We start from the raw sequence: 26,121 nt of genomic DNA, 5'->3' as shown, positions 1-26,121 counted from the left end.
AGAACCCCATGAAGAAAGCCCGGCTCACCGCCGCGATCGCGAGCGTGGTGGCCTTGACCGTGAGCGCGTGCGGGGGGACGTCGCAATCCGGGGAAGACCGGACAGCGAACCAGAAACTGACCGAAGGCAAGACCTTCACGATGGCGATCGGCTCCGATCCGGGAGCGCTGGACCCGGCGATGACCGTGCTCGCGGTCGCCCTCGAGATGGGCCGCTACCTCTACGACAGCCTCGTCAACCTCGACGAGACCGGCAAGCCGATCCCGGGACTCGCCGAGAAGTTCGAGGCCACCACGACCACGGCGTCCTTCACCCTGCGGAACGGGATCACCTGCGACGACGGCACCCCGCTGACCGCGAGCGACGTGGCGGCGAACATCAACTTCGTCGGTGATCCCGCCAACAAGTCCCCGATGTCCGGGCTCACCGTCGCGCCGGGGACCAAGGCGACCGCCGACGACGCGGCTCGGACGATCACCCTCGCTAGCGGAGCTCCCGACGCCTTCCTGCTCCGCAACGTCGGCAACCTCCCGATCGTCTGCGGCAAGGGCGTGACGGATCGTGCGGCGCTGGCCAAGGGAAAGTACGGCACCGGCATGTTCACCATGACCGAAATCGTGCCGAACGACCACTACACCCTCACCCGGCGGAAGGACTACGCGTGGGGCCCGGGGGACTGGCAGCGCGAGCAGCCGGGCCTGCCGGAGAAGGTGACCTTCCGGGTCATCCAGAACATGACGACCACGGCGAACCTGCTGCTGTCCGGTGAACTCAACGCCGCCCGGATCACCGGCCAGGACCAGCAACGCCTGCGCGCCCAGAAGCTGTACCACGGCGACCAGGTGGTGCCGATGGGCGAGATGTTCTTCAACCAGGCGCCCGGCCGGGCGGGCGGCGACCAAGCCGTCCGCCGCGCGCTCGTGCAGGCGCTCGACCTCGCGCAGATCGGCAAGGTGCTCACCAGCGGAGCGGGGGCACCCAGCCAGGGAATGGTCACCACCGAACCCAAGGCGTGCGCCGGCGACTCGGTGAACGGCAAACTGCCCGCGTTCGACGTCGCGGCGGCCAAGTCCGCCCTCGACACGGCGGGCTGGAAGCCGGGAGCGGACGGCGTGCGGGTCAAGGACGGCAAACGGCTCGCGCTCACGGCCATCTACGGCACCCAGCTGGGACCGACGATGGCGCCCTCCGCCGAACTGATGCAGCAGTCTTGGAAGGCGGTCGGCGCCGAGGTCACGCTGAAGGGCGTCGACAGCCCGGGAACCAACCAGGTGCTCTTCGGCACCGGTGAGTGGGACATCTCCCTGGCGCCGGTGACCTTGTTGCTGCCGAGTCAGGCCGTTCCGTTCGTCTCCGGGCCGAAACCGCCCACCGGCACGAACTTCGCGCACATCGAGAACAAGGGTTACCAAACGCAGGCTGCCCAGGCGGCACAGATGCCGGGTGACTCCGGCTGCGCGACCTGGCTCGCGGCGGAATCGGCGCTCATCGAGCGGCTGGACGTCGTGCCCTACGTCAACTCGGTCATCCCGACCTTCGGCAGCAACGCGAAGTTCAAGGTCAATTTCGGTTCGGTGGAGCCGTCGTCGATCCGGATGTACAGCTGATGACGGTCGCGCTCGCCCCGGCCGGGTTGCGCGGGAGTCCCTGGCTCTCGTTCGCCGTGCGTCGTCTCGGCCGGTTCGCGGTTTCGCTGTGGGTCTTGGTCACCACGGCGTTCCTGATGATCCAGCTGATCCCCGGCGACCCGGTCCGGGCGGCGCTCGGCCTGACCGCGCCGGTGGACCTGGTGAACGCGCGACGGGAGGCCCTCGGCCTCAACGATCCGCTGTGGCTGCAGTACGTCCACTACCTCGGCGGGCTGTTCACCGGTGACTTCGGGACGTCGATGACGAGCGGGCAGCCGGTCTCCGAGGTGATCGGCGACCGGCTGCCCGCCACCCTGCAGCTCGCGTTGCCCGCCTTCGCGGTGGTCATCGCGGTGGCGATCCCGCTGGGCGTCCTGTTCGCCGTGCTGACCCGCGGCGGGCGGCGGCGGGGCAGCGAACTGGCGTTCACCTCGACGAGTGTGCTGCTCGCGGCGATCCCGGAGTTCCTGGTGGCGGTCGCGCTGGTCGCGTTCTTCGCGGTCCAGCTCGGCTGGTTCCCGGTCGCCGGGAGCGCGGACGCGAGTTCGTTCGTCCTCCCGGTCATCGCGCTGGCGCTCGGCCCGGCGTCGGTGCTCGCCCGCATCGTCCGGGTGGAGACGCTTTCCGTGCTGGGCAACGATTTCATCCGCACCGCGCGGGCTAAACGGTTGCCCGCGCGGCTGGTCTACCTCCGGCACGCGCTGCCCAACGCGCTGACCGCGACACTGACCATGGGCGGGCTGATGCTGACCGGGATGGTCGCCGGGACGGTGCTGGTGGAGAACGTGTTCGCCTGGCCAGGACTCGGTTCGACCATCGCCCAGTCGATCCTGCAGAAGGACTATCCGCTGGTGCAGGGGATCGTGCTCGTCTACGGCATCGGGGTGCTGCTGGTGAACCTGACGGTGGACGTGCTGCTGGCCGTCCTCGACCCGCGTTCGACGATCCGGGAGAGCTAAGTGGTTAATCGACGCGCGAAATGGCTCGCGGCCCTGCGCACCCCGGTGGGCGCGTTCTCGGCGACCCTGCTGTCCCTGGTGATCGCGCTCGCCGTACTGGCCCCGATCTTGTGGCACGACAAGGCCTTCGCGATCGACACCGAGGCGATCGCGCAAGGATCTTCGGCGGCGCACTGGCTGGGCACCGACGACCTCGGTCGCGACATCCTCTTCCGTGTCCTGGTGGCGACCCGGCTTTCGGTACTGCTGGCGGTGCTCGCGACGGTGATCGGCGTGGTGACCGGACTCGTCCTCGGCACGCTGCCCTCGCTGCTGCCGCGGCCCGCCGCCCGGCTGGTCACCTCGGCGGTGAACATCGCGGTCGCGTTCCCCGGGTTGCTGCTGGTGCTGTTCTTCTCGGTGATCTTCGGTGTCGGCACCCACGGCGCGGTACTGGCCGTCGGGTTCGCGCTGGCACCGGCGTTCGCCCGGCTGGCACAGACGCTCTCGGCCTCCGTGGCCGGCCAGGACTTCGTGTCCGCCGCCCGGATCTCCGGGGTCGGCCGCATCCGGTTGCTGGTCCGGCACATCCTGCCGAACATCGGCGAACCGCTGGTGGTGAACGCGACCATCGGCGCCGGCTCCTCACTGCTGGCGTTCTCCGGGCTGTCGTTCCTCGGCATCGGTGTGCAGGCACCGGATTACGACTGGGGACGGCTGCTCGGCGAGGGGCTCAACGGGATCTACGTCAACCCGGCGGCCGCGCTCGCGCCGGGAGTCGCGGTGGTCCTGGCCGGGCTCGCCTTCAACCTGGTGGGCGAGACCGTGGCCGGGGTGATCGGTGTCCGCACCGGATCCCGCAAGCTCGCACCGCGGCCGGTCACTCCCGCGCGGGAGGACGTCGCCGAGGACCGTGACGACGCCGTGCTGGTGGTCGAGAATCTCCAGGTGGCGTTCCCGCGCCCGGCGGGCTGGACCGTTCCGGTACGCGGGGTGAGCTTCACCGTCCACGCGGGCGAGGCGATCGGTGTCGTCGGCGAGTCGGGCTCGGGGAAGAGCCTGACCGGGCTGGCGGTGTCGCGGCTGGTCGAAGCGCCTGCCATGGTCACCGCGGACAGGCTCGACTTCGCCGGGAAACCCTTGCTGACCACCCCGGAACGGGATCTGCGCGGCCTGCTCGGCACCTCGCTGGCGATGGTGTTCCAGGACCCGATGACCTCGTTCAACCCGACCAGGCGGATCGGCCGTCAGCTGGCCGAAGTGGCCGAACAGCACCAAGGTCTTCCGCGCGCCAAGGCGTTCGAGCGAGCCGTGGACCGGTTGCGCGCCGTGCGGATCCCGGCCGCCGAACGGCGGGCGAAGCAGTACCCGCACGAGTTCTCCGGCGGGATGCGGCAGCGCGCGATGATCGGCATGGGCCTGATGGGCGACCCCCGGCTGATCATCGCCGACGAACCGACCACGGCGCTGGACGTCACCGTGCAGCGGCAGTTGCTGCGCCTGCTGGCGCGGACGAGGGCGGAGCGGAACACCGCGATCATCCTGATCAGCCACGACATCGCGGTCGTTTCGCAGACCTGCGAGCGGATGCTGGTGATGTACGCGGGCCGGGTGGTGGAGGACCTGCCGTCGGCGGGGACGCCACGGCATCCGTACACGCGGGCCCTGCTGGCCGCGACGCTCGACCTCGAGACCGATCGCGACGCGCCGCTGGCGGTGATCCCCGGGCGCCCGCCGGAACCGGATCGCGTGCCCACCGGATGCGCCTTCGCTGACCGGTGCCCCGCGGTGACCGATCGGTGCCGCCTCGAAGACCCGGTGCTGGAACGCGTGGAATCGGGGCACCGCGTCGCGTGCTGGCAGCCACACGAGACGACGTTTTCCCAGCCCGCCAAGGAAACCGTGACCGCCGGAGGTACGGAGTGAGTGATCTCGTCTTCGACGCGGTGAGCGTCCGGTACGGCGGGAGACGTGGTCTCACCGCGGTCGACGACGTCGGGCTGACCGTCCCTTCCGGACAGGTCGTCGGGCTCGTCGGTGAATCGGGATCGGGGAAGTCGACGCTGGCCCGCGCCGCCGTCGGGCTCTCCCCGGTCAGCGCCGGGCGGGTCCTGCTGGGCGGGGTGGATGTCCGGAAGCTGCCCCGTCGCCGTCCGCTGCAGATGGTGTTCCAGGACCCGTATTCCTCTTTGGACCCGCGGATGAGCATCGGCGAGTCGATCACCGAAGCGATCCCACGTGGCGTCCTCCCCGGCCGCGGCGCGCGCCGGGACGAGGTCGCCCGGCTCCTGGAACTGGTCAACCTCGACCCGGACCGCGCCGGACACCTGCCGGGCCAGCTTTCCGGCGGTCAGCGGCAACGCGTGGCGCTCGCCCGCGCGCTGGCCGGGCGGCCGGAGGTGCTGATCGCGGACGAGATCACCTCCGCGCTCGACGTCTCGGTGCAGGGCGCGGTGCTCAACCTCGTCCGGTCCGTGCAGCGGCGGCTCGGTCTGTCGATGCTGTTCATCTCGCACAACCTCGCGGTGATCCGCTATCTCAGCGACATCGTCGCGGTGATGTACCTCGGCCGGATCGTCGAGGTCGGGCCCGCCGAGCAGGTGCTCACCGATCCACGGCATCCGTACACCAAGGATCTGCTCGCCGCGGCACCTTCGGCGCACACCTCGTTGTTCGACACCGGCGCGGACGAGAAGACCTCCGACACCGAACCCGCGGACCCGCACCACCCGCCGGGTGGATGCCGGTACCACACCAGATGCCCGGTCGGACCGCTCGTGCGCGCCGACCGCGAACTCTGCCTCCAGGCGGACCCCACCGAAGGCGCGGCACACCGACGTCATTCGGCGGCCTGCCACTTCAGCGAAAACGAGAGCCACCCGCTCGCGATCTCCAGAGGAGCAAGCGCACCATGACCCGACGTCTCGGTCTCGACGACCTGTACGCGATCGCCGTCCCCAGTCAACCTTCGCTGTCACCGGACGGCGGCCGGATCGTCTACGTCCTGCGCATGGCGAACCGCGAAGAGGACCGGAACGAGACCACGCTCTGGGAGGTCGGCTCGACCTCCGGAGAAGCCCGGCAGCTCACGCGCGGAACCGCCGACCTGGCCCCCACCTGGGCGCCGGACGGCACCCGGATCGCGTTCCTCCGCGCCCAGGACGGTCCGCCGCAGCTGTGGTTCCTGCCGTCGTCGGGCGGGGAAGCCGAACGGATCACCGAACTGCCGCTCGGGGCGGGCGCTCCGGTGTGGAGCCCGGACGGCGGCAAGATCGCCTTCTCGGCCGCCGTCGACCTGGCGGACGGCGAACCCGCGCCGAACGCCCCGGTGGTGGCGGACCGGCTGGACTTCAAGGCCGACGGCGCCGGGCTGATCAAGACCATCCGCAAGCACCTGCACGTCCTCGACGTCGCCACCCGCGAGGTCCGGCAGGTCACCTTCGGCGATTGGCACGCCGGCGACCCCGCCTGGTCGCCCGACGGCACGCACCTGGCGTTCTCCGCCGGACGGGACACCGACGCCGACCTGACCTTCCGTTCCGGTGCCTATGTTCTCGACGTGACCGCGAAGACCGCCGAACCGCGGCTGATCGGCTCCGGCGAAGGCATGGCGGGTCCGGTCACCTGGACCGCCGACGGCCGCGAACTCCTGGTGGCGGGCCGCGGTGACACCGAAGTCGGCCACCTCGGGCTGCTGCGGGTCCCGCTCGACGGCGGCGACGCAGTCGATCTGACGGCTTCGCTGGACCGCAACGTGATGTTCGGCGGTGCGGGCTACCCGGGCGCGCTCCCGAAGCTGACCGCGGACGGCGGTTCCGTGCTGTTCGGCCTTCGTGACCGCGGCTGCACCCATCTGTACCGAGTGGACGTCGACGGCGGAAACCCGCGCGCGGTACTGGCGGGCGCCGACCGCGTCGTGTCCGGAATGGACCTCGCGGGCGACAAGGCCGTGGTCGTCCTGGCCACGGGCACTTCGTACGGCGAGATCGCCACCGTCGACCCGGCCACGGGTGCCGTCGACGTGCGCACCGAGCACGGCGCCTCGGTCGCCGACGTCGACCTTTTCGTGCACGATGAACGGGAATTCACCATCGGCGACGGGACCGTCGTCCACGGCTGGCTGCTGCGGGACCCGGCCCGATCCGGCGCCGCGCCGCTGCTGCTCGACATCCACGGCGGCCCGCACAACGCCTGGAACGGCGCGGCCGACTGGATCCACCTCTATCACCAGGCGCTCGTCGCGCGCGGCTGGGCGGTCCTGCTGCTCAACCCGCGGGGCAGCGACGGCTATGGCGAGGACTTCTTCACCGGCGCCGTCGGCGGATGGGGCACCGCGGACTCCCGTGACTTCCTCGAACCACTGGACCGGCTGGTCGCCGAAGGGGTCGCCGACGCGGACCGCCTCGCTGTGGCGGGCTACAGCTATGGCGGGTTCATGACCTGCTACCTGACCAGCCGCGACAACCGCTTCGCCGCCGCCGTCGCCGGTGGTGTGGTCAGCGACCTGACCAGCATGGAGGGCACCTCCGACGCCGGGTACTACCTGGCCGTCGGCGAGCTCGGCGGCGCGTCGTGGGACAAGGCCAACGCGGAGTTCTCGCCGTTCGCCAAGGTCGCCGACGTGCGGACGCCGACGCTGGTCGTCCAGGGCACGGAAGACGAGCGGTGCCCGGTCGGCCAGGCCGAGCAGTGGTTCGGTGCCCTGCGTGCGCGCGGCGTCCCGGCCCGGATGGTGCTGTACCCGGGCGCGTCTCATCTGTTCATCCTCGACGGCCCGCCCTCGCACCGTCTCGACTTCAACCGGCGGGTCCTCGACTGGGTCGAGCAGTACGCGGGACCGGTGGACGGGGTGTCGCGGGTGCCGATCGACGTCGCGCACTGGCGGCGCCGTCTGGCCGAACTGGCGCGCAAGTACGGCGTCCCCGGTGCGGCACTGGGCATCGTGCGGGTCGGGGAGGACGGCAGGCAAGACGTAGAGGTGCACGCCTCCTTCGGTGTGCTCAACACGGCGACCGGCGTGGAGGTCACCGAGGATTCGGTGTTCCAGATCGGTTCGGTCTCCAAGGTGTGGACCTCGACCGTGGTGATGCAGCTGGTCGACGAGGGCCTCCTCGATCTGGACGCGCCGATCGCCGACGTCGTCCCGGAACTGCGGCTGGCCGACCCGGACGTCGCCAAGCAGGTGACCATGCGGCATCTGCTGACGCACACCAGCGGGATCGACGGCGACGTCTTCACCGACACCGGCCGCGGCGACGACTGCCTCGAGCGCTACGTCGAAATCCTCGACCAGGCCGCGCAGAACCATCCGTTGGGCGAGACGTTCTCCTACTGCAACTCGGGTTTCGTGCTCATGGGCCGGGTGATCGAGAAGCTCACCGGGCTCACCTGGGACGCCGCGATGCGGGAGAAGCTGTTCGCCCCGCTCGGCCTCACCCACACCGTGACCCTTCCCGAGGAAGCGCTGATGTACCGCGCGGCCGTCGGTCACGTCGCGGGCGCGGACGAGGAACCGAAGCCGGCGCCCATCTGGGGGCTGCCGCGGAACATGGGCCCGGCAGGACTGATCACCGCCACGACCAAGGACGTGCTCGGGTTCGCCCGGCTGCACCTGACCGGCGGTCTCACCCCGTCCGGTGACCGGATCCTGACGACGGCGTCCGCCACCGCGATGGCCGAGAAGCAGGCCGAGATCCCCGACAAGCACTCGCTCGGTGACTCCTGGGGGCTCGGCTGGATCCGCGACGACTGGAGCGGACGGCGGGTCATCGGCCACGACGGCAACACGATCGGGCAATCGGCGTTCCTGCGGCTGCTGCCCGATCAAGGGCTCGCCGTCACGCTGCTCACCAACGGCGGCAACACCCGCGACCTGTACGTGGAGCTGTACCGGGAGATCTTCGCCGAACTCGCCGACGTGGCGATGCCGCGGCCGCTGGAGCCGCCCGCGACTCCGGTCACCGTGGACGGTTCGAAGCACGTCGGTGTCTACGAACGGGCCGGTGTGCTGATGGAGGTCCTGGCCGACGGGGACGGGATCCGGCTCCGGCAGACCGTCACGGGTCCGCTGGCCGATCTCATGCCGGAGAAGACGATGGAGTTCGCCCTGGTCCCGGTGACCGACTCGCTCTACGTCTGCCGTGAGGAGGGTGCGCGGACGTGGATGCCGGTCACGTTCTACTCGTTGCCGACGGGTGAGCAGTACATGCACTACGGCGTGCGCGCGACGCCGAAGGTCTCCTGAAAGCGCTCGGCCCGCCCGGACGACTTCCGGGCGGGCCGAGTGTTCAGGCGCAGACGACCTTGTCGACGAGGGCGCGGACGGCGTCGTCGCCGGGACCGTGCCCGAAGGTCAACGAAGCCAGTACCCTGCGTGTCCCGTCGAGACTGGCGAAAGCGACGGTGCCGTAGCCGGGAATGCCGCCACTGTGGCCGATCAAGGTCACGCCGCACGGCGTCGTCCGCGTTTCGAGCCCGAGCGCGTACCCGCCGGTGAACGGCAGGGGCCGGGTCATCTCGGCGAACAGCGCGCGGGGGAGCAGTCTCCCGCCCACCAAGGCCCGGACGAACCTGTCGAGGTCGGCCGTCGTCGAAATCAGGGCCCCGGCGGAACCCGCCAGGCTGGGATTCATCTCGGTCACGTCCACAAGGGACCGACCGGCCTGCTGGTACCCGCGGGCGTGCCTGCCGGGGATGCGGATCCGGTCCCCGGGCGCGGAACTGTGGTCCATGCCCAGTGGCAGGAAGATCCGCTCGGTCACCTCGGCGCCCCAAGGCCGTCCGGTGATCCGCTCGATCAGCATGCCCAGCACGACATAGTTCGTGTTGGAGTAGGAATAGGCGGTGCCCGGCCGGAAGTCCAGGGGCTTCGCGGCGGCGATCTCGATGAGGTCCTCGGGTTCGAAGTGCTTGAAGCGGTACTTCGGGAAGTCGTCGCTCGTCAGTGGCATGCCGCGGAGGTACTCGTACAGTCCGCTGGTGTGCTGGAGCAGCATCCGGACGGTGATCGTCTTCCCGTCCGGCAGGAGCCCGGGAAGGTGCTCCTCGATCGGGTCGTCCAGCCGGATCCGGTGCTCCGCCACCAGTTGCAGGAGGACGGTCGCGACGAACGGCTTGGTGGTACTGCCGATCCGGAACCGTCCCTCGGTGGAAACCGGCTCGCGGGTGACCAGATCGGCCACCCCCGCGGCCACCGTCCGGACCCGGCCGTCCCGGACCGAACGGATCTGGACGCCGGTCGCGCCCAGGTCGACGATCTCTTGTGCGGCCCGGTGAAGCGAGTCCTGGGCGGCGTGCGCCGGGAAGGTCTGCGTGAGCAAGGTGGCCGCGACGAGGAGCGACAGCTTTCCGATCACGCTTTGCGCCGCGCCAGGTAACGGATGATCAGAAGCACGATGCAGACGACCGAGACGGCGCCCGCGGCCATGCGGAAGGTCCAGTCCAGTCCCGCGAACTGGCCGATCGAGTTGGCGGCGGCGCTGACGAGAAGGACCAGCCAGAGGGAGGCGGTGACGAGGGCGCCGCTGGAGTTTTTGGTGTCGCTCATGGGAAATACGCTAAAGAGCGGCGGTCTCGTGGAGTAGGGGAGTGACCCCCGATTGCGGGGTGGTGCTGGCGCTACCCCGGGAGCTCGTCGGCCTTCCGGGGTGCCGGTCGCGGATCCGGCCCGCCGAAGCCCGCCACCCGGTCCCAGACCCAATCCGCCATCGACGCGGCGACGGGCTCGTCGGGGTGTCCGGGCCGGCGCTTGACCACGGTCCCGAACGCGACGGCGACCAGGTACGCCCCGGCGTCGTCGGTCATCACCTGTTCCCACACCTCGTTCTCGGGCCAGTCGGGGTGCGCTGCCTGGTCGGCCTCGATCTCGGCGCTCATGGCGATGATCTCGGCCGCCGACAGCAGGCGGAACGGCTCGGCCAGGCCCCAGGCGGAGCCGGAGCCGGGCTGCTGGCCGTCGTGCCAGGCCACCAGATCCTCCGCGACCATGGACCCGATCTTGTCGGCCTCGGTCTCATCGGAGATCGAGATTCCCGGTCGCAGGGTGGCACGCAGGTCGGCGGGCAGCACGTCGTTCAGCGCCGCCAGCGCGGAAGCCAGGTCGGTACCGAGCATCCGGTCGCGCAGTTGCTGCCACCCCAGCTCGATCACCCCGGTGCGGCGGATGTCCTCGAGGGTGATGTCTTTGGCTTGAGCGTTCTCGGCGACCCGCAGCATCGTCCGTGCCGTCCCCACGAGGTTCTGCGCCAGATCCTCGGTCGGATCCTCGCGCAGCAGCCGCAGACCGAGTTGTTCGGCGTCGGTGAACCGGTATTGCACCAGGTAGGACCAGCCGAGCATCAGAGCGACCCACGAGTTCGCCGCGTCGGCCCGGATGGCCTCTTCCGCCGCGTGGACGAACCGGTCGACCGGTGCGAGGCTCCCCAGCAGGTACACCCCGCGTTTCCCGAGCGCCTTGGGCAGTTCGTCCGGCACCGTCCGGGAGCACAGGGCGACCGCCTCGTCGAGTTGGCGCCACCCTTCCTCGTGCTCCCCGCAGAGCGCCTGGGCGGATCCCAGCTCCATCCAGTCGTCCCAGTCCTCGTGCTCCTCGGCCAGCACGGTGTCCGCCCACCGGAGCGCCTCGGGATGATCGCGCTCGGCGAACGCCAGATGCCGAAGGGCACGAGCCGCGTTGACGAACTGGCCGTCGCGGCGACCTGCCACCTGGAGGTAAAGACGGCGTGCCTCGTCAGCCTCGCCGCAGAACTCGCGGTGATTGCCGAGCAACAGCGAAACGCTGCTCCGCTGAGGCTGGGCCGCGAGCACCTGCAGCGCCAGCTCGGCGACCTTGGGATGCTCCGGCTGTGCCGCGAAAAGCTCCCAGGCCAGGTCCAGGGTCCGCTCCAGGGCATCCGCGTCGTCGGCGGGCGTGCGATCGAAGTCGCTCATCGCATTCCTCGCTTGACCCGGTACGCCCGGAGTTGATCGAAGGTGCCGTCGTCGACGCCGTACTCCAGCACCGGCGCCACCTGGTCGAACCAGGACGTCGTGGATGGGATGATGCCACCTGCCGCGGCCAGCAGCGCGGCGGTGGTGACCGGTGTCAGCTCACCCTTGCTCATCGACTCGACCATCGCCTGCTGCAGCACGGTGGTCGTCAAGTGACCGAGATCGGCACCGGAGAACCCCTCCGTCGCCGCGGCGACGGCCACGACATCGACATCGTCCGAGGGCTTGCCCGCCAGCGTGCTCTGGACGATCGCCGCCCTGGCGACCGCGTCCGGCGGCAGCACCAGCACCGTCTTGTCGATCCGGCCCGGTCTGCGCAGCGCGGAGTCGATGTCCCACGGCCGGTTCGTCGCGGTCAGGAAGTAGACCCCGTCGTTCGCGCCGTCCACGCCGTCGAGCTCTTCCAACAGCTGGGTGACGAGCATCCGCATCGAGTGAGACCCGCCGCCACCGGAGGTGCGCCGTCCGCCGAGCGCGTCGAACTCGTCGAAGAAGATCACGCACGGCGCTGCCGCGCGTGCGTCGCGGAACACGCTTTGGATCGCCTTCTCGCTCTCACCGATCCACCTGCTGAGCAGGTCCGCGAGGGTCACGTGGATGAAGGACGCGCCGAGATCGCCGGCGATCGCCCTGGCGATGAACGTCTTGCCGCACCCGGGCGGGCCGTACATCAGCAGCGATCCGCCCGGCTTCTGCCCGAACGCCGCCGCCAGCCCGGGATTGCGCAGCGGAGCGAGAAACGTGGTGTCCAGGTGCCGCTTGACGTCGGCGAGACCCGCGACGTCGGACAGGGTCACCGCCGGGCGCTCGGTGTCCCACAGCGACGCTGCGACAGCGGCGCCGCCGTACTGCCGGTCCCCGTCGGCCGGGGACGGAACGGTCTCGGCGGGCGGCGGGTTCGAGGTGCGCAACCGCGCCGCCATCAGCCGGGCGCGCAGCAAGCGGATCCGCGCCGGGTCACCGCCGTGGGCCCCGAACGCCGTCAGTTCGGTGGCGGCGCGATCCGGGTCCTGCTCCAGCAGCAGCGTGATGAAGTCCTCGCGCAGCGCCAGATTGCCGGGGTCGGCCTCCACCTCGCGCGCGATCACCTCGAGGAAACCGTCGCTTCGATCGGCATCGGTCACCGTGCCGCTCCTGCGATCCAGCCCTTGAGCAGACCCAGGTTCGCCAGCGGGATGTAGTGGCCGATCCGCGGATGGTCCAGCGTCACACCGACCACTCCGGACTCGGCGAACGCGGCGAGGTAGTCGATCGCGGCCGGCATCGGCACGCTGAACAGCGGCACCGCTTCGCCCTCCGCGACGGCCAGGCCGAGGGCGCGGGCGGCTTCGTTCGCCCTCGCCGCACTGCTGTAGAGGCAGATCATCGGCCCCTGCTCGGAGGCGACGGCGTAGGGACGGGGCCGGTCGGCCTGGCCGCGCGCGATGAAGAACCAGTGCTCCAAGCGGGTCACCTGCCGCCACAGCGCGATCTGCGCCGCCGTGTCTCCCGCGGGCGCGGCTTTGACAGCCTCGTCGAGGCGGTCCAGTTCAGCGACCAGCTCGGGGCTGTTGTCTCCCGTCATTGTGGTTCTCTCTCGCGTCTGAGCTCAGCTGTCGACGCCACCCTTGCGGTTGTGCCCGGAGTCCAAAAGGGCCGAAGAGACCACAAGCGAATCCTCCGGAAAGGGCCGGCCGGGGAGAGGGCGGCTGTTAGGGTCCCGGCTCATGCGGGTGTGGTGTTGTGGCCTGGTCGTGGGCGCGGGTGTACTGCTCGGCGCGTGCGCCGGGGGCGGGTCGGGGACCGGCCAGGTGCTGCCCGGGACGACCACGAAGGCCCCGGCGACCAGTCCTCTGAAGACTGCGCCGTCGTCACCGCCGGAGACCCCGGCGACCACCACGACCCGGCTGACCCCGGAGACGACGCGGACCACGGCTCATCGCTCCACGACGACCGCGAAGCGCCCGACGACCCCGCGCCGCACTCCTCATCCCACCCGGAGACGCTGACGGGTCGTGAGTGGCGTTTCGGGTTGGCACGACCGGTATTTGCCTACCTGCGCGTGAGCAGGGCGAAGGCGAAGTGTCCGCGATGGCACGTTCGAGCGTGGCGGCTCAACGTGTGCCGGGTGTTGACGATGAAGGAATCGGGACGTTGAGTGTCCCGATTCCTTCATCGTCGATGGGCCGGGTCGATCAAGACCGTGCCCACACCCACACAACCTCACGACCGGCGGTCGAGCGGGGAAGATTTGGGACGTTCAATGTCCCAAATCTTCCCCACTCGCCCACAACCCCCTTACGCGCTCACGACTCACCCGGCCGGAGCATGACTCAGGCGTTGCGCGCGGTCGCCATCCCTGGTGTCGCGAAAGCCACTTTCGCGACGTCTGATGTCCCGAAAGTGGCTTTCGCAACACCCGAGCTGTGGAGCCCGTGACCTCCCACGGTCATGGGCTCCACAGTGTCGGATCACCTCATTGGACGGTGAGGCTGTATTCGGCCGTACCGGTTTTGCCGGTGCTGTCGGTGGCGGTGATGGTGATCTTGTAGGTGCCGCGCTGGAACGGGGCGGCGACGGACATGCGCGACGTACCGCCCGGGGCGACGCTGGAGGGCTGGAACATCGGGCTGAACGTCAGGCCCGTCGCGGTGAGTGTGCTGTTGCCCGTTCCTCCGGCGACGGTGACGGTCGCGTTGACGAACGAGCCGGGTGTCACCGTTCCCGCGCCGGGCGAGACGGTCGGCTTCGGTCCTTCCGTGGTGCCGCCGTCGCCGACGGTCAGGGTGTAGTCGGCGGACTTGGTGCCGGACGGGCCTTTCGCCGTGACGGTGATCCGGTGCGTGCCTTTCGGAGTGCTCGCCGCGGTCTCCACGGTGAGTTTGGCGACGTCGCCGGAGTCGACGGACGAACCGGGCTGGAACGTGGCCGTCGCGCCGTCGGGCAGGCCGGTCGCGGCCAGCTCGAGCTTTTCGGGTCCCGAGTCGCCTGCCTTGGTCACGACGGAGGTCGAGATGTACTTGCCGGGTTCGACCTTGCCCGCCGCCGGACTGAGGGAGACGCCGAATTTCCCGTCACCGGGCTGAGTGCCGCCGATCTCGCCGCGCGCCCAGTCGCCCATCTCGCTGGTGAGCCGGGCCATGATGCTGTAGCGGTCGCATCCGGACGCGCCCCACGAAACGACGCCGACGATCACACCGTCCACGATGAACGGCCCGCCGCTGTCGCCGGAGCAGGTGGCGGTGCGTCCGTCGTCGTACCCGACGCACACCATGAGGTCGGGGTTCACCCGCACGTTGAACACCTGGCAGTTGTTCGCGTCGTTGACCGGCATCGTGGTCTTGTACAGGACGCCGGAACCGCCTCCGGACGACGTCTTTCCGTAGCCGACGGCGGTGCCCGACTTCCCCGGTGCGGTCAGCCCGGCATCACCCGATCCGGCCACCTTGGCCCACTGGTTCTCCGGGACGGGCAGGTCGGCCTCGGTGGTGATCACCGCGACGTCGTAGCCGGTCTGCCACGAGTTCGGGCCGGTGTAGCGGGGATGCACCTTGTAGGAGGCGACAGGGGTGCGGAAGGTTTCATCGCCCGGAGTGTTCAGGTCGTCGTCGCCGTAGAGGTAGCTCTTCGCCCCGCCGACGTCGATCATGCAGTGCGCCGCGGTGATGATCTTGCGTTTGCCGACGACGGAAGCGGTGCAGGACTGTCCCTGCGGGCCGCCGCCGCCCGCTCGCAGACCCGCGATGATGTAAGGGTTTTCCCGTACGGTGGTGCGTTGTCCGTTGACCACCCTGGTCCCCATGTCCGGGGGCCGCAGCTGATCGGTGGGTGTCGCGGCGATCGCGGTGGGTTCGGCGCTCGCCGTCCCGATCGCGGGCAAAGTGATCACGGCCAGTGCCATGGCGACGGCGGTGACCAGACGCGCTGTTCTCATCGTGCTCCTCGGTTCGCAGGGTTGTTCCCGATCAGAACGTGACCGACCAGCCGGTCAAGGTGCCGGTGTCGAAGCGGTGGACGTCGCGCACCTGAAGCTTCCAAGTGCCGTTGGCGTTTTCGCCGGAGGCGTTCACGGTGAAGGTCTGGTGCACACCGCCCGCCTCGCCGATCCCGCCCGCCGGTTTGACGGGCAGCGTGGCCCCGCTCGGTCCGATCAGGTCGATCGCCAGGTCCGCCGAGTAGCTGTGGTCGATGTCCACCCGGACGGCCAAGCTCGCCGGAGCGTTGCCGTCGCAGCCGCTCTGGGTCACGGTGCTGCCCACGGTGGCCCCGGCGTCGGGAATGGACACGTCCTCGTCGTTGGACTTGACGCCACACTTGGTCGGTGTGCCGCCGCCGATGAACCCGGTGTAGAGCAACGCGTCCGGCGAGCCCGCGCCGGGATCGGTCACCAGCCCCGGCGAGGCGTTGCGGACGAGCGCGTCGCGTACCTGCTGCGGTGTCGCGCCGGGATTCGCGGCGAGGTACAGCGCCGCCGCCCCCGCGCCGTGCGGTGAGGCCATCGAGGTGCCGCTGCCGGTACGGAAGCCGCCGGTGTGGTCGGTGGAGTAGATGTTGCCGCCCGGCGCGAACAGGTCGACACACTTCCCGTAGTTCCCGCTCCGGCCGCCGCCCTGGTTGATCCAGCCGACGGTCAACGCTTCGGGAGTCCGGCCGGGGCTGGCCGTGCAGGCGTCCTGTCCGTTGTTGCCCGCGGCGACGGCGACCACGAAACCTTTGTCCACCAACGCTTTCACTTGAGCGTCCCCGACGCCGAGGGTGTCCATGACCAGGCTCAGGTTGACCACGGCCGGTTTGACTCCGTTGGCGGCCACCCATTCCAGCCCGCTCACGGTCGCCGAATCCGGTCCGGAGCCACCACAGCCCAGAGAGCGGACCGCGACCACTTTGGCCTTCTTGGCGACGCCGACGGTTTTGCCCGCGATGGTGCCCGCCACGTGGGAGCCGTGCCAGAAGCAGTCGCTCGCGTCGTTGTCGTTGTCGATGAAATCGCGGCCGTGCGCTCCCCGGCCCTCGAACTCGGCGTGCTGGATACCCACCCCGGAGTCGACGACGTACGCGGTGACACCCTCGCCACCGTTGGGGTAGACGTACTTCTTGTCCAGGGTCTTGGTGCGCTGGTCGATCTGGTCCAGCCCCCACGACGGCGGGTTCGGTTGTTCGCCGGCGGCACGTGCGACGCCGTCCTGGTGCACCGTCCGCACGGCCGGGTCGGCGGCCAGTCGCCGGGCCTGCCGCTCGCTCAGGTCCCGGACCGAAAAACCGTTCAGGGTCAACGCGTAGGTGTCGACGACCGCACCGCCGTAGCGCTGGGTCAACGAGGCGGCCCCGCCCTGAGCGGCCGCCTGCGCGCCGTCCCGGAGGACCACTATGTAGCGACCGGCGATGGGCTGCCGGGCTTGCACGACATCGCTTTCGGGCGTCGCGGCCGACGCGGCGGGACTCACCGTCGCCAGTGCGGCCGCGATGGCGACCAGACCTAGAGTTATCCGGGCCTTCTGCATCTTTCCTCCCTTTCCCGTGTGCGCCTGGCGCACCGCTTCACCATTCGGCGCGGGCGGAGGGGAAACAATCGTGGTGAGACCCCGGAGGGGTACGGCATTACGGCGATCAGGGTTACGCGGTGGTATCCCTGCGACGTATCGTTGCGACCTCCCGGAACCGATGTGACCAGCGCGGAGGTGACGATGGGCGGTGAGACGGCGCGCGGACGATCGCTCCCGATGGTCGGCCGGGCCGCGGACCTGGCCACCCTGATCGACGTCGTCATCCGCCCGCCCGCGGTGGTGTTCGTGGAAGGTGAGGCGGGGGCGGGGAAGACCACTTTGGTCGGTGCCCTCGCGACGGCGGTGCGCGGCAGGAACCTGTGGATGGCCGTCGGCACCTGTCAGCCGTTGGACGAACCCTTTCCCTACGGTCCGTTGCTCGACTGTCTCGGGCGGGCGGGGGACAGGATGGGCCGTCCCGATCCGGTGACCGGAGCACTGCGCGGACACCTGCCGGAACTGGCCGATCTCCTGCCCCCGGCACCACCGCCGCTGGACCACCCGGAGGCCGAGCGCCATCGGATGTTCCGGGCGGTCTGCGCGCTGGTACGCGAGCTCGGGCAGGCCGTTCTCGTGGTCGAAGACGTGCACTGGGCGGACGAAGACACCCGGCAGGTGCTGAGATTTCTGCTCACGGATCCGCCGCCCGGACTGTCGCTGGTCGTCACCTACCGGCGTGAGGAACTCTCCGGCGATGCCCCGCTGGGGCCGGTCGTGCGCCCGCCGCCCGAGGTCCTCACCACGCACCTGGGACTGCGACCGTTCGAGGAGCCGGAGGTACGGGCCCTGATCGAAGCCGTGACGGGCGGCGTCGTTTCGGAGTCGTTCGCGACAGCGGCTCTGCGCGAGACCGGCGGAGTTCCTTTCGTGGTCACGGAACTGGCTCGGGTCCTGCGTGACCGGTTCGTGGACACCCGGAGCGAGGGGGTGACGGCGGGCCGGCTCCTGGCCGCCGTCGAGGTGCCTGTCCTGGTGAAGGAGTCGGTGCTCGAACGACTGCACCGGCTGATCGAGCCGGAGCGCGCGGTCGCCGAGGCGGCCGCCGTGCTGGAGGATGCGGCGCCGGTGGAGATCCTCGCGGCGGTCGCGGGGTCACCCGGCGCGCACCCGGTGGTGAGCTTGGTGCGTTCCGGTGTGCTGTCGGAAGACCCGCCGAACCGGTACGGCCTCCGGCACGGCATGGCCCGGCGGGCGGTCTGCTCGGCCCTGCCGGGACCGCGACGGCGGGAGCTGCACGCCGCCGCGGTCCGCGTGCTGGCCGACGTGCCCGGGTGGCCGGCGGCGCGGCTCGCCAGGCACTGCGCCGAGGCGGGTATGCCGGAAGAATGGCTGCGGTACAGCGAAAGCGCCGCGGACACCGCCGCCGGGGCGAAGGACATGTCCACCGCGGTGGACCTGCTCTCCCAAGTGGTCTCCGACCGCGACGTGCCCGCCGCGGACGTGAACCGGCTGGCCGCCAAACTCTGCGGGTACGCGCTGGCAGGGCTGCCCGACGCCGACGTGATCAGACGCATCGAGACGCTGCTGTCAGACCCCAGGTTGACCGCCGACGTACGCGGCGAGATGCGTCTGTGGTTCGGCACCCTGCTGGTGCGCGAGTCCATGCTGGACCGTGGCTGTGCCGAAATCACCCACGCGATAGAACTTCTGGGCGACCAGCCCGAGCGCGTCGCGTCCGGGATGGCACTGCTCTCCGTGCCGTATTTGGACATCGCCACCGCGGCCGACCACCGGGCCTGGCTTCTGCGGGTGGAGGACCTGCTCGCCCGGCTGCCGCGGCGTCCCGCGCGCACGGCGGTCCTGGCCACGGTGCTCGGCGGGCAGCTCATCGTCGGTGACCCGGGCGTCTGGGACCGGATCTCCCTGCTGCCCGCGCCCAACGACGTCGACGACCCCGCCGAGATCAGGCACCTCGCCCGGGCCCACGCCAACCTGGCCGACGCGTGCTCGTGGACCGGCCGGGACCGGCAGGGGCGCACGTTCCTGCACACCGGGTTGGCGATGGCCTCACGGACGGGCGCCGACTACGTGGTGGCGACGGCCGAAGCCACCGCGGCCCGGCTGGATTGGCTCGCGGGCGAGTGGACAGGGCTGGCCGAGCGGGTACAGGCGCTGATCCACGCCTACTCCCATCTGCCGCTCATCGCGAACGAACTGAACCTGGTCATCGGCTGGCTGGCCGCCGCACGCGGCGACTGGCTGACCGCCGAACACGGATTCCACGCCGCCTTGGACATTCACCCGACGGCGGTGATCCCGGTGGCGGTGGCCGCGGCGGGAGGGATGGCCGCCATGCTCCTCGGCCGGGACGACACCGCCGCTCGCGCGCACGCGGAGCGTGGACTCGCCCTGCTCCGCGCGAAGGGCTCCTGGGCGTGGACCGCCGAGATCGTCCCCCAAGCGGTCGCGTGCTATCTCGCCGACGACGAGCAGGACGCCGCGCGGCGACTCGTCGCGGAGGCCGAGGAGGAGCTGGACGGCATCGACGCGCCGTCAGCGCGGATGGCGCTCACGGTGTGCCGGGCACAGCTGGCCGCCGCGGTGGGAGAGCGCGACGACGCGGACCGGCACTACCGAGACGCGCGGTTGCGATACCAGGAACTCGGGCAGCGCTACCGGGCCGCGCAGTGCGCAGACCAGGCCGCTCGGATCACCGGCGCCGATCCCGCGGTGTTCCGCGAGCTGGCCGTCACGTTCGACGCCCTGGGCGCCACCGTCGACGCGGCCCGCTGCCGTCACCACATCCGCAGCACCGGCACCGTCATCCCGTCCGTCCGCGGCCGCCGCAGCTACGGCACGCAGCTGTCGCCGCGCGAACACGACGTCGCACGCCTGCTGGCCAACGGCCACACCAACCGGGAGATCGCCCAAGCCCTGTTCATCTCACGGCGCACCGTCGAGGACCACGTCGCCAACGTGCTCCGCAAACTCGACGCGTCCTCCCGGCGCGATGTCCGGCTCTGAACCGTCGCGGGTACGACCATCCGTGGCTTTTCCGCGAAGTGGTCCATCCGTGTCTCCGGTCGCTATAGGTTGTGCGCATGTACGTGCCGACGCCGACGCAGGGCGACCCGCAGCAGACCGCCGGACCGCCCTGGTGGCTGGTCATCGGGCCGGGGTTCGCCGCGCTCATCGGCCTGTTCCTGCTCACCGTGATCTACCGCTTCGACGGCCGGGAGACCCTGCAGATCGAGCTGGGCATGTCCCATGAGTCGCTGCTGCTGAGCGGGCTCGTCGCGTACCTCGTCGCGGCCGCGATCGCCTTCCCCGCCGGACTGCTGCCCGGCGCGCGCTTCCCGACATCGGTGACCGTTCCCGCGATCTTCTTGATGCTCCTCGGTGCGCTGCTGGTCGCCTTCACCCCCAGCGGTGCCCTGTTCCTGGTCGCACGGGTGCTTACCGGACTCGGCGCGGGCGCGGCCATCGGCGTGACCGTCGCACTGATCCGGCGGCTCCGCACCGGTCGCGGCGCCACGGTCGGGGTGCTCGCGGGCCTCGGTGTCCTGGCCCTGGCGATCGCGCCGTTCCTCGGCGGGCTGCTCTCGGACGCCACCGGTTTCCGCGTGGTGTACCTGGTGGCCGCGCTGTTCGCCTTCGTCGCGCTCGTCGTCGCCGGAATCATCGGCATCGTCACGATGGTGACGGCGAAACCCTCGGCCCGCCCGATGCCGTACCAGCCCCAAGGTCCGCCGCTCGGTTGACGCGGGCGACCTCGGCTTCGCTTCGGAGGCGCCTACGACCCTGACGCCGACGGGTCCTGCGTCCCCGCTGGGTTAGGGTCCGGGCTGTGGAAAGTCTGTTCCTGACCCGGGTGCTGAGTGTGCTTCGGTCCGCCGGTGACGAAGCGCTGTTCGTACAGGACGGCCAGGTGACCAGCTACGCGCAGGCGCTCGACCTGGTGTCCCGGTTGTACGCGGGGCTGCCTGAGGGCGGGATCGTCGCCATCGACGCGGGCAACCGGCCGGAGACCGTTCTCCTGCAAGTCGCCGCGCAGCTACGAGGTTCCACGGTGCTGCTCGTCGCCGCTTCGGCGAGCCTGCCGGATCGGCTCGCGGCGGTGTCGGCGGCCGGGGTCACGACGCTGGTGACCGAGCAGGTGACAGGATGGCCCGCCGGTGACGCACGGGTGATCGAGCTCGACGAACTGGTGGCCCGTGAAGGTATCGAGCCTTCCGCCCTGCCGGGGTCGGTCACCGTCATCTTTCCCACCGGGGGAACCACGGGGGTGCCGAAACTCATCCGGCACAGCGGGATCTACGACGGGATGGCGCATATCTTCGCGCCGGATCCGGCGGGGCCGGGGCGCACGCTGCTGATCGCGCCGATGACGCACATGACCGGGAACGCCACCGTGCTCGGGGCGATCCTGCGGCGGGAAAGTGTCGTGCTGCAGAAGGGTTTCGACGCGGGCACCGTACTGGACGCGATCGCGGAACACCGGGTCACCTCACTGTCGCTCACGCCAGCGCGGCTGGCGGCGGTGCTCGATCATCCGGCCATGGCGTCGACCGACGTCAGTAGCGTGCGGCAGCTTTCGGTGGGTGCCGCGCCGCTTCCGCCGCGACGGCTGGCTCAGGCGCTGGAGATGTTCGGGCCGGTGGTCGGGCAGGGCTACGGCCTCACCGAGGCGCCGATGATCGCGAGTATCTCCGCGGCGGAGCTCGACGGACGGCCGGAGCGGCTCGAATCCGTGGGCAGGATCGTTCCGGGGATGGAGGCGCGGATCGACGACGGTGAGATCCTGGTGCGCGGCTTGTCGATGATGGACGGTTATCAAGGCGCGCCGCCGATCGGTGCCGAATGGTTGCGGACAGGGGATCTCGGCCGGTTCGACGACGAGGGGTACCTGTACCTGCTGGACCGCGCGAACGACGTCATCATCACCGGCGAGCACGGCACCAAGGTGTTCTCGACCGTGGTCGAAAACGCGCTCGCACGGCATCCGCTGGTCCGTTCGGTGGCCGTGTTCGGCGTCCCGGGTGAAGGCGGCGAGGGGGAGCGGGTGCACGCCGTGGTCGTGCCGGTGTCTTCAGGAGCGCTGACAGCCGACGAGATTCGAGCGCACGCCAGGGAATTCTTCGGAGGCGAGCATTTCGTACCGTCCGATGTGGACTTCGCCGACGCGTTGCCGATGACCGCGATCGGCAAGGTCGACAAGCGGGCGTTACGCGCACCCTTCTGGTCTGGACACGATCGTCACATCGCCTGAACGAGGCCGGCCGCGAGACGAGGGACTCAGTTCAGTGAGGAGCAGTTCCGTCCCGGTGTTCGGCTTCCAGAAGTGCGAGCAGTCCGGGAAACCTGCTCTCGACGTCCGCGCGTCGTAGGCGGACGCCCTTGCGGTTGCCGTAGTCGATCTCGTCGATGAGGCCTGCTTCGCGCAGGACCCGGAAGTGGTGGGTCTGGGTCTGCTTCGAGATCGGGAGAGCGAACGAGTTGCAGCCTCGCTCGCCGTCGGTGTGGTCGGCGGCCAATTCCGTCATCACCGAACGACGGTGCTCGTCAGCGAGAGCGCGAAGCACCACGCCCAGCTCGAACGCATCGACCTCTGGACCGACCAGGTTCCTTCCGGCCACGGACACCTCCCTCAGGTACGTCTTGCATCGTACCTCAGGGGCGTGCTCTACTCAGGTACGAAATAATTCGTACCTAGGCGGCCGAAGGTGTGGTCGTCGACGCTCCGAGAGGTCTTGTCATGAAGAAGCCCGAGGTGCTGATAGTCGGTGCCGGAATCGCCGGGCCCGCGCTCGCGTACTGGCTCGCCCGGAACGGGTACCGGCCGACCGTCGTCGAGCATGCCCGGCAGCTCCGCTCCGGTGGCAGCGCGATCGTCGTGAAGGGGCCCGCGATACCGGTCGCCGAGCGGATGGGCATCGTTCCGCGGTTGCGCGAGGTCGCCACCCGCAATCGGTCGCTGACCCTGCTCGACCCGGACGGCAAACGAGTCCTGCGGCTGCCCACCTCCTCGGAAGGGTCGCCGACGGTCGAGGTGACCCGGGCCGACCTTTCCGAGGTACTCCACCGGACGGCGCGGGACGATGCCGAGTTCGTGTTCGACGAGACGGTCACCGCACTCGATCAGGACGAAGGCGGAGTCGACGTCACCTTTCGGCGGTCCGCGCCACGGCGTTTCGACTTGGTGGTCGGTACCGATGGGATGCACTCCACCGTCCGGCGTCTGGTGTTCGGGCCCGAGCGGCAGTTCGTGAGCGACCTGGGTCTCTTCGGCGCGACCGTCCCGCTGGAACCCGACGCCATCGACGACCCGAGCGAGCTGACGATGCTGACCGCGCCGAACCGGATGCTGGTCGTCCACCCCTCGCGCACCACGCCGCTCGCGATCTTCACCTTCCGGGCCACACGGCCGGAGCCCCACGATCGCAAGAACATCGCTCTGCACAAGCAAACCGTGGCCGACGTGTACGCCGGCGTGCGGTGGCGGGCGCCGGAGCTCGTGGCGGCGTACCTCGACCACCCGGCCCCGTTCTTCGACCCCCTGACGACCGTCCGGATGCCCTCGTGGTCCCGTGGACGGGTCGTTCTGCTCGGGGACGCGGCGGCGGCCACGGCCCTGCTGGGCGACGGGTCCAGCATGGCGATGGCAGGAGCGTTTGCCCTCGCGGAAGAACTCGCCTCCCACCACGACGATCACGTCCGCGCCTTCGCCGCCTACGAGTCGCGGCTCCGCCGTGAAGTGCGGCCGCGACAGCGACGTGTCGGCCTGCTCTCCAGGCTCATGGTGCCCGGCACCCGATCAGGCCTCCTGGTACGCAACACGGTGGGCCGCGCGGTCGGTCTCACCTCTCGCGAAACCGCGGACGCAAAGACCGGTTAGCGGCCTATATTCGCCTTGCGACGGGGGTCGTGAGTGGCAATTCGGGTTCTATTGAGGGCTAAGGCAAAGGCGGCGCGTCCGATGCCGAGCGGCCGTGTCGCGAAAGCCACTTTCGGGACATCAGACGTCCCGAAAGTGGCTTTCGCGACACCCCGGAAAGGCTGGTGCGACCCTCATGGTGGGACAGTCAAGGCCAACCGTCCCGAAAGGACGGACTCAGCCCTTCCCGCCCAGGTAGGCCAAAACCGCCAAAACCCGCCGGTGCCCACTGTCCTCCGGCAACCCGAGCTTCGCGAAGATGTTCCGGATGTGCTTGTGCACCGCGCCATCGCTCACCACCAGCAGTTCGGCGATGGTCGTGTTGTTGTACCCCTCCGCCATCAGCCCGAGCACCTCGCGTTCCCGCGCGGTCAGTCCTTCGAGGGGGTCGGTCGCCCGGCGATGCGCCATCAGCTGGGTGATCACCTCGGGGTCCATGGCCGTCCCGCCCTTGACGACCCGGTCCAGCGCATCGAGGAACTTCTCGACCTTCCCGACCCGCTCCTTCAGCAAGTACCCGACTGCGCCCTTGCCGTCGGCCAGGAGTTCGGCCGCGTAGCCGGTTTCGACGTGGGCGGACAGCACGAGGACGGGTAGCCCGGGGTACATCTTTCGCGCTTTGACGGCGGCCCGGAGGCCTTCGTCGGTGTGGGTCGGCGGCAGCCGGACGTCGGTGATCACCGCGTCGGGCCGTTCCTTGGTGACCAGGTCGAGGAATTCGTCCACGTTGTCCACCGCCGCGGTGACGTCGATGCCCGAAGTGTTCAGCAGCAACACCAGGCCTTCTCGCAACAGCGCGTCGTCCTCGACGATCACGACCCGCATGGCAGCTCCACTTTCAGTACGGTCGGCCCACCGGCCGGGCTGGTCAGCTTCAAGGTCCCGTCGAACGCTTCGGCGCGCTTGCGGATGCCGGACAGGCCGCTGCCGCCGGATTCTTCGGCGCCACCGTGGCCGTCGTCACGGATTTCGATGAGCAGGGTGTCGGCGGTGCCGTCGAGTGTGATCGAGGCGTGTTCGGCGCCGGAGTGCTTGGTGATGTTGGTCAGCATCTCGGCGACGACGAAGTAGGCGGCGGCTTCGACAGCGGCCGGGCGACGGCTGCTGCTGAGAACGTCCACGGTGCACGGAACGGGGCAGCGGTCCGCCAGCGCGGTGACGGCGCCGTCGAGGCCGCGGTCGGTCAGCAGCGGCGGATAGATACTGCGCACGACGGTCCGCAGTTCGGCCAGCGCGCCGGTCGCGGTGTCCTGCGCCTTGCCCAGCAACTCCCGGGCCTTTTCCGGATTCTTCTCGAAAATCGAGTCGGCGATCCCCAGTTGCAGCACCACCGCGGCGATCCTCGCCTGCGTCCCGTCGTGCAGATCCCGTTCGAGACGACGGAGTTCGGCGCCGTGCGCCTCCAGTGCGGCGGCGCGGGACGCGGCCAGTTCGACGACGCGGTCGGTCAGCACGACCCCGGGCGCGGGAGCGAGCAGCTTCTTCGCGGCGGATGCCTGCCAACGGGCCACCCTGGGGAACAGGAACATCAGCGCGATCATGCCGACGCCGGTGATCGCGCTGAGCGCCGCGAGTGGCCAGGACGTCACCATGAAGCCGAGCGAGCTCTCCACCCCACCGTCGACGGACGGCCAGACGAACGCCGAGATGATCTGCCGGAGGCCGCCGAGCGGCAGCGCGACGGCGAACGTCCCGATGACGAAGCCGGTGGCGGCGTGGAAGGCGAGCCAGCCGAGGTCCCGCCGTGAGGCCGGATCCGTCACCGGGTTCCCGGCGCGGTACGGCTCGGGGATCGGCTCGCCCAGCAGGCGCGCGGCCCGCCGTCGTTCGAAGTTGACCGGACGCCGGATCAGCTGGAGCGCGATCGGCAACGCCGGGATCCCGACGCCGAACGGGCACATCAGCAGCACGAAGATCATGCCCATGAGAGCGAACCAGGCGACCATGGAGGAGGCCGCGCCGATTGCCAGGTACCGGATCGCGGACCAACAGGACCGCAGCCGGGTGATCACCCGGACAGTCTTCCATCCGGGCCGCGGCGGCGTCACCGCAGGTCCTGCTCGTATCAGGACCTCGTGAAGCCGCGAGCACCCTCGATGCCGCTCATCGCGCCCTCGACAAGGCCGATGTCGCCTGTGTCGAGGGCACGACCGCCGCGAGCCGAGCCGGTA

20 protein-coding genes are annotated in these 26,121 nt (G+C 69.9%); 10 read left to right on the top strand and 10 right to left on the bottom strand.

Annotated features, from left to right (window positions below; translation table 11 throughout):
- The first annotated feature begins 8 nt into the window (after nt 1-8).
- The 5 genes from BKN51_RS14410 to BKN51_RS14390 are packed head-to-tail and all read left to right on the top strand — an operon-like array spanning nt 9 to nt 8,810.
- The gene (locus tag BKN51_RS14410; RefSeq protein WP_101608136.1) at nt 9-1,607 is read left to right on the top strand and encodes an ABC transporter substrate-binding protein; all 1,599 of its coding nucleotides are present in this window, start codon (nt 9-11) and stop codon (nt 1,605-1,607) included.
- Nucleotides 1,607-2,587, top strand: coding sequence for an ABC transporter permease (locus BKN51_RS14405; protein ID WP_101608135.1), 981 nt, complete (start codon nt 1,607-1,609; stop codon nt 2,585-2,587). The genes BKN51_RS14410 and BKN51_RS14405 overlap by 1 nt, the downstream gene beginning before the upstream one ends.
- Nucleotides 2,588-4,492: a dipeptide/oligopeptide/nickel ABC transporter permease/ATP-binding protein gene (locus BKN51_RS14400; protein ID WP_101608134.1), complete on the top strand. Its 1,905-nt coding sequence runs from the start codon at nt 2,588-2,590 to the stop codon at nt 4,490-4,492.
- Nucleotides 4,489-5,481, top strand: coding sequence for an ABC transporter ATP-binding protein (locus tag BKN51_RS14395; RefSeq protein WP_101608133.1), 993 nt, complete (start codon nt 4,489-4,491; stop codon nt 5,479-5,481). The genes BKN51_RS14400 and BKN51_RS14395 overlap by 4 nt, the downstream gene beginning before the upstream one ends.
- On the top strand, nt 5,478-8,810 hold the full coding sequence (locus tag BKN51_RS14390) for a serine hydrolase (RefSeq protein WP_101608132.1): 3,333 nt from the start codon (nt 5,478-5,480) through the stop codon (nt 8,808-8,810). Before BKN51_RS14395 ends, BKN51_RS14390 begins: the two co-directional genes overlap by 4 nt.
- Nucleotides 8,811-8,853: 43 nt before the next feature.
- Here the strand turns inward: BKN51_RS14390 and BKN51_RS14385 are convergent, their stop codons facing one another.
- From BKN51_RS14385 to BKN51_RS14365, 5 genes are all read right to left on the bottom strand, one after another.
- Entirely contained in the window at nt 8,854-9,921 is a 1,068-nt protein-coding gene (locus BKN51_RS14385) for a serine hydrolase domain-containing protein (protein ID WP_158255763.1), read from the bottom strand.
- On the bottom strand, nt 9,918-10,112 hold the full coding sequence (locus tag BKN51_RS14380; RefSeq protein WP_101608130.1) for a hypothetical protein: 195 nt from the start codon (nt 10,110-10,112) through the stop codon (nt 9,918-9,920). The genes BKN51_RS14385 and BKN51_RS14380 overlap by 4 nt, the downstream gene beginning before the upstream one ends.
- A 71-nt stretch (nt 10,113-10,183) precedes the next feature.
- Complete coding sequence (locus BKN51_RS14375) at nt 10,184-11,494, bottom strand: tetratricopeptide repeat protein (RefSeq protein ID WP_233223158.1); 1,311 nt, start codon at nt 11,492-11,494, stop codon at nt 10,184-10,186.
- A complete protein-coding gene (locus tag BKN51_RS14370) occupies nt 11,491-12,678 on the bottom strand; it encodes an ATP-binding protein (protein ID WP_101608129.1) in 1,188 nt (395 codons plus the stop codon). The genes BKN51_RS14375 and BKN51_RS14370 overlap by 4 nt, the downstream gene beginning before the upstream one ends.
- Entirely contained in the window at nt 12,675-13,118 is a 444-nt protein-coding gene (locus BKN51_RS14365; protein WP_101608128.1) for a hypothetical protein, read from the bottom strand. Before BKN51_RS14365 ends, BKN51_RS14370 begins: the two co-directional genes overlap by 4 nt.
- 142 nt (nt 13,119-13,260) lie before the next feature.
- Between BKN51_RS14365 and BKN51_RS43075 the strand changes: the two genes are divergently transcribed.
- Nucleotides 13,261-13,542, top strand: coding sequence for a hypothetical protein (locus BKN51_RS43075; RefSeq protein ID WP_146044328.1), 282 nt, complete (start codon nt 13,261-13,263; stop codon nt 13,540-13,542).
- A 467-nt stretch (nt 13,543-14,009) separates the two neighbouring features.
- Here BKN51_RS43075 and BKN51_RS14355 read toward each other — a convergent pair whose 3' ends face one another.
- Together BKN51_RS14355 and BKN51_RS14350 are read right to left on the bottom strand one after the other, a co-directional pair.
- Nucleotides 14,010-15,467 (bottom strand): trypsin-like serine protease, encoded by a 1,458-nt coding sequence (locus BKN51_RS14355; protein ID WP_101608126.1) that lies wholly within the window; start codon nt 15,465-15,467, stop codon nt 14,010-14,012.
- A 31-nt stretch (nt 15,468-15,498) separates the two neighbouring features.
- Nucleotides 15,499-17,034: a S8 family peptidase gene (locus BKN51_RS14350; protein WP_101608125.1), complete on the bottom strand. Its 1,536-nt coding sequence runs from the start codon at nt 17,032-17,034 to the stop codon at nt 15,499-15,501.
- Between the two features lie 162 nt (nt 17,035-17,196).
- On the opposite strand from BKN51_RS14350, the gene BKN51_RS14345 reads away from it, so the two are divergent.
- The 3 genes from BKN51_RS14345 to BKN51_RS14335 all read left to right on the top strand — a co-directional run bounded on the left by BKN51_RS14345 (nt 17,197) and on the right by BKN51_RS14335 (nt 22,285).
- Nucleotides 17,197-20,040: an ATP-binding protein gene (locus BKN51_RS14345; RefSeq protein WP_233223159.1), complete on the top strand. Its 2,844-nt coding sequence runs from the start codon at nt 17,197-17,199 to the stop codon at nt 20,038-20,040.
- Between the two features lie 77 nt (nt 20,041-20,117).
- Entirely contained in the window at nt 20,118-20,777 is a 660-nt protein-coding gene (locus BKN51_RS14340) for an MFS transporter (RefSeq protein ID WP_101608124.1), read from the top strand.
- 86 nt (nt 20,778-20,863) lie between these two features.
- A complete protein-coding gene (locus BKN51_RS14335; RefSeq protein WP_101608123.1) occupies nt 20,864-22,285 on the top strand; it encodes an AMP-binding protein in 1,422 nt (473 codons plus the stop codon).
- Nucleotides 22,286-22,316: 31 nt separating this feature from the next.
- Here BKN51_RS14335 and BKN51_RS14330 read toward each other — a convergent pair whose 3' ends face one another.
- The gene (locus BKN51_RS14330) at nt 22,317-22,652 is read right to left on the bottom strand and encodes an ArsR/SmtB family transcription factor (RefSeq protein WP_101608122.1); all 336 of its coding nucleotides are present in this window, start codon (nt 22,650-22,652) and stop codon (nt 22,317-22,319) included.
- Nucleotides 22,653-22,771: 119 nt separating this feature from the next.
- On the opposite strand from BKN51_RS14330, the gene BKN51_RS14325 reads away from it, so the two are divergent.
- Nucleotides 22,772-23,911 carry an FAD-dependent monooxygenase gene (locus tag BKN51_RS14325; RefSeq protein ID WP_101608121.1) on the top strand — a complete coding sequence of 380 codons (1,140 nt, stop codon included), beginning with the start codon at nt 22,772-22,774 and terminating at the stop codon, nt 23,909-23,911.
- A 216-nt stretch (nt 23,912-24,127) separates the two neighbouring features.
- Here the strand turns inward: BKN51_RS14325 and BKN51_RS14320 are convergent, their stop codons facing one another.
- Nucleotides 24,128-24,775, bottom strand: a complete 648-nt coding sequence (locus BKN51_RS14320; RefSeq protein WP_101608120.1) for a response regulator — start codon at nt 24,773-24,775, stop codon at nt 24,128-24,130.
- Nucleotides 24,763-25,962 (bottom strand): sensor histidine kinase, encoded by a 1,200-nt coding sequence (locus tag BKN51_RS14315; protein WP_101608119.1) that lies wholly within the window; start codon nt 25,960-25,962, stop codon nt 24,763-24,765. The genes BKN51_RS14320 and BKN51_RS14315 overlap by 13 nt, the downstream gene beginning before the upstream one ends.
- Between the last annotated feature and the right edge of the window lie 159 nt (nt 25,963-26,121).

It is taken from the genome of Amycolatopsis sp. BJA-103, from assembly GCF_002849735.1.
Lineage (GTDB): Bacteria > Actinomycetota > Actinomycetes > Mycobacteriales > Pseudonocardiaceae > Amycolatopsis.
Note: the sequence above shows the minus strand (reverse complement) of the source record. Positions and strands in the feature narration are given on the sequence as shown.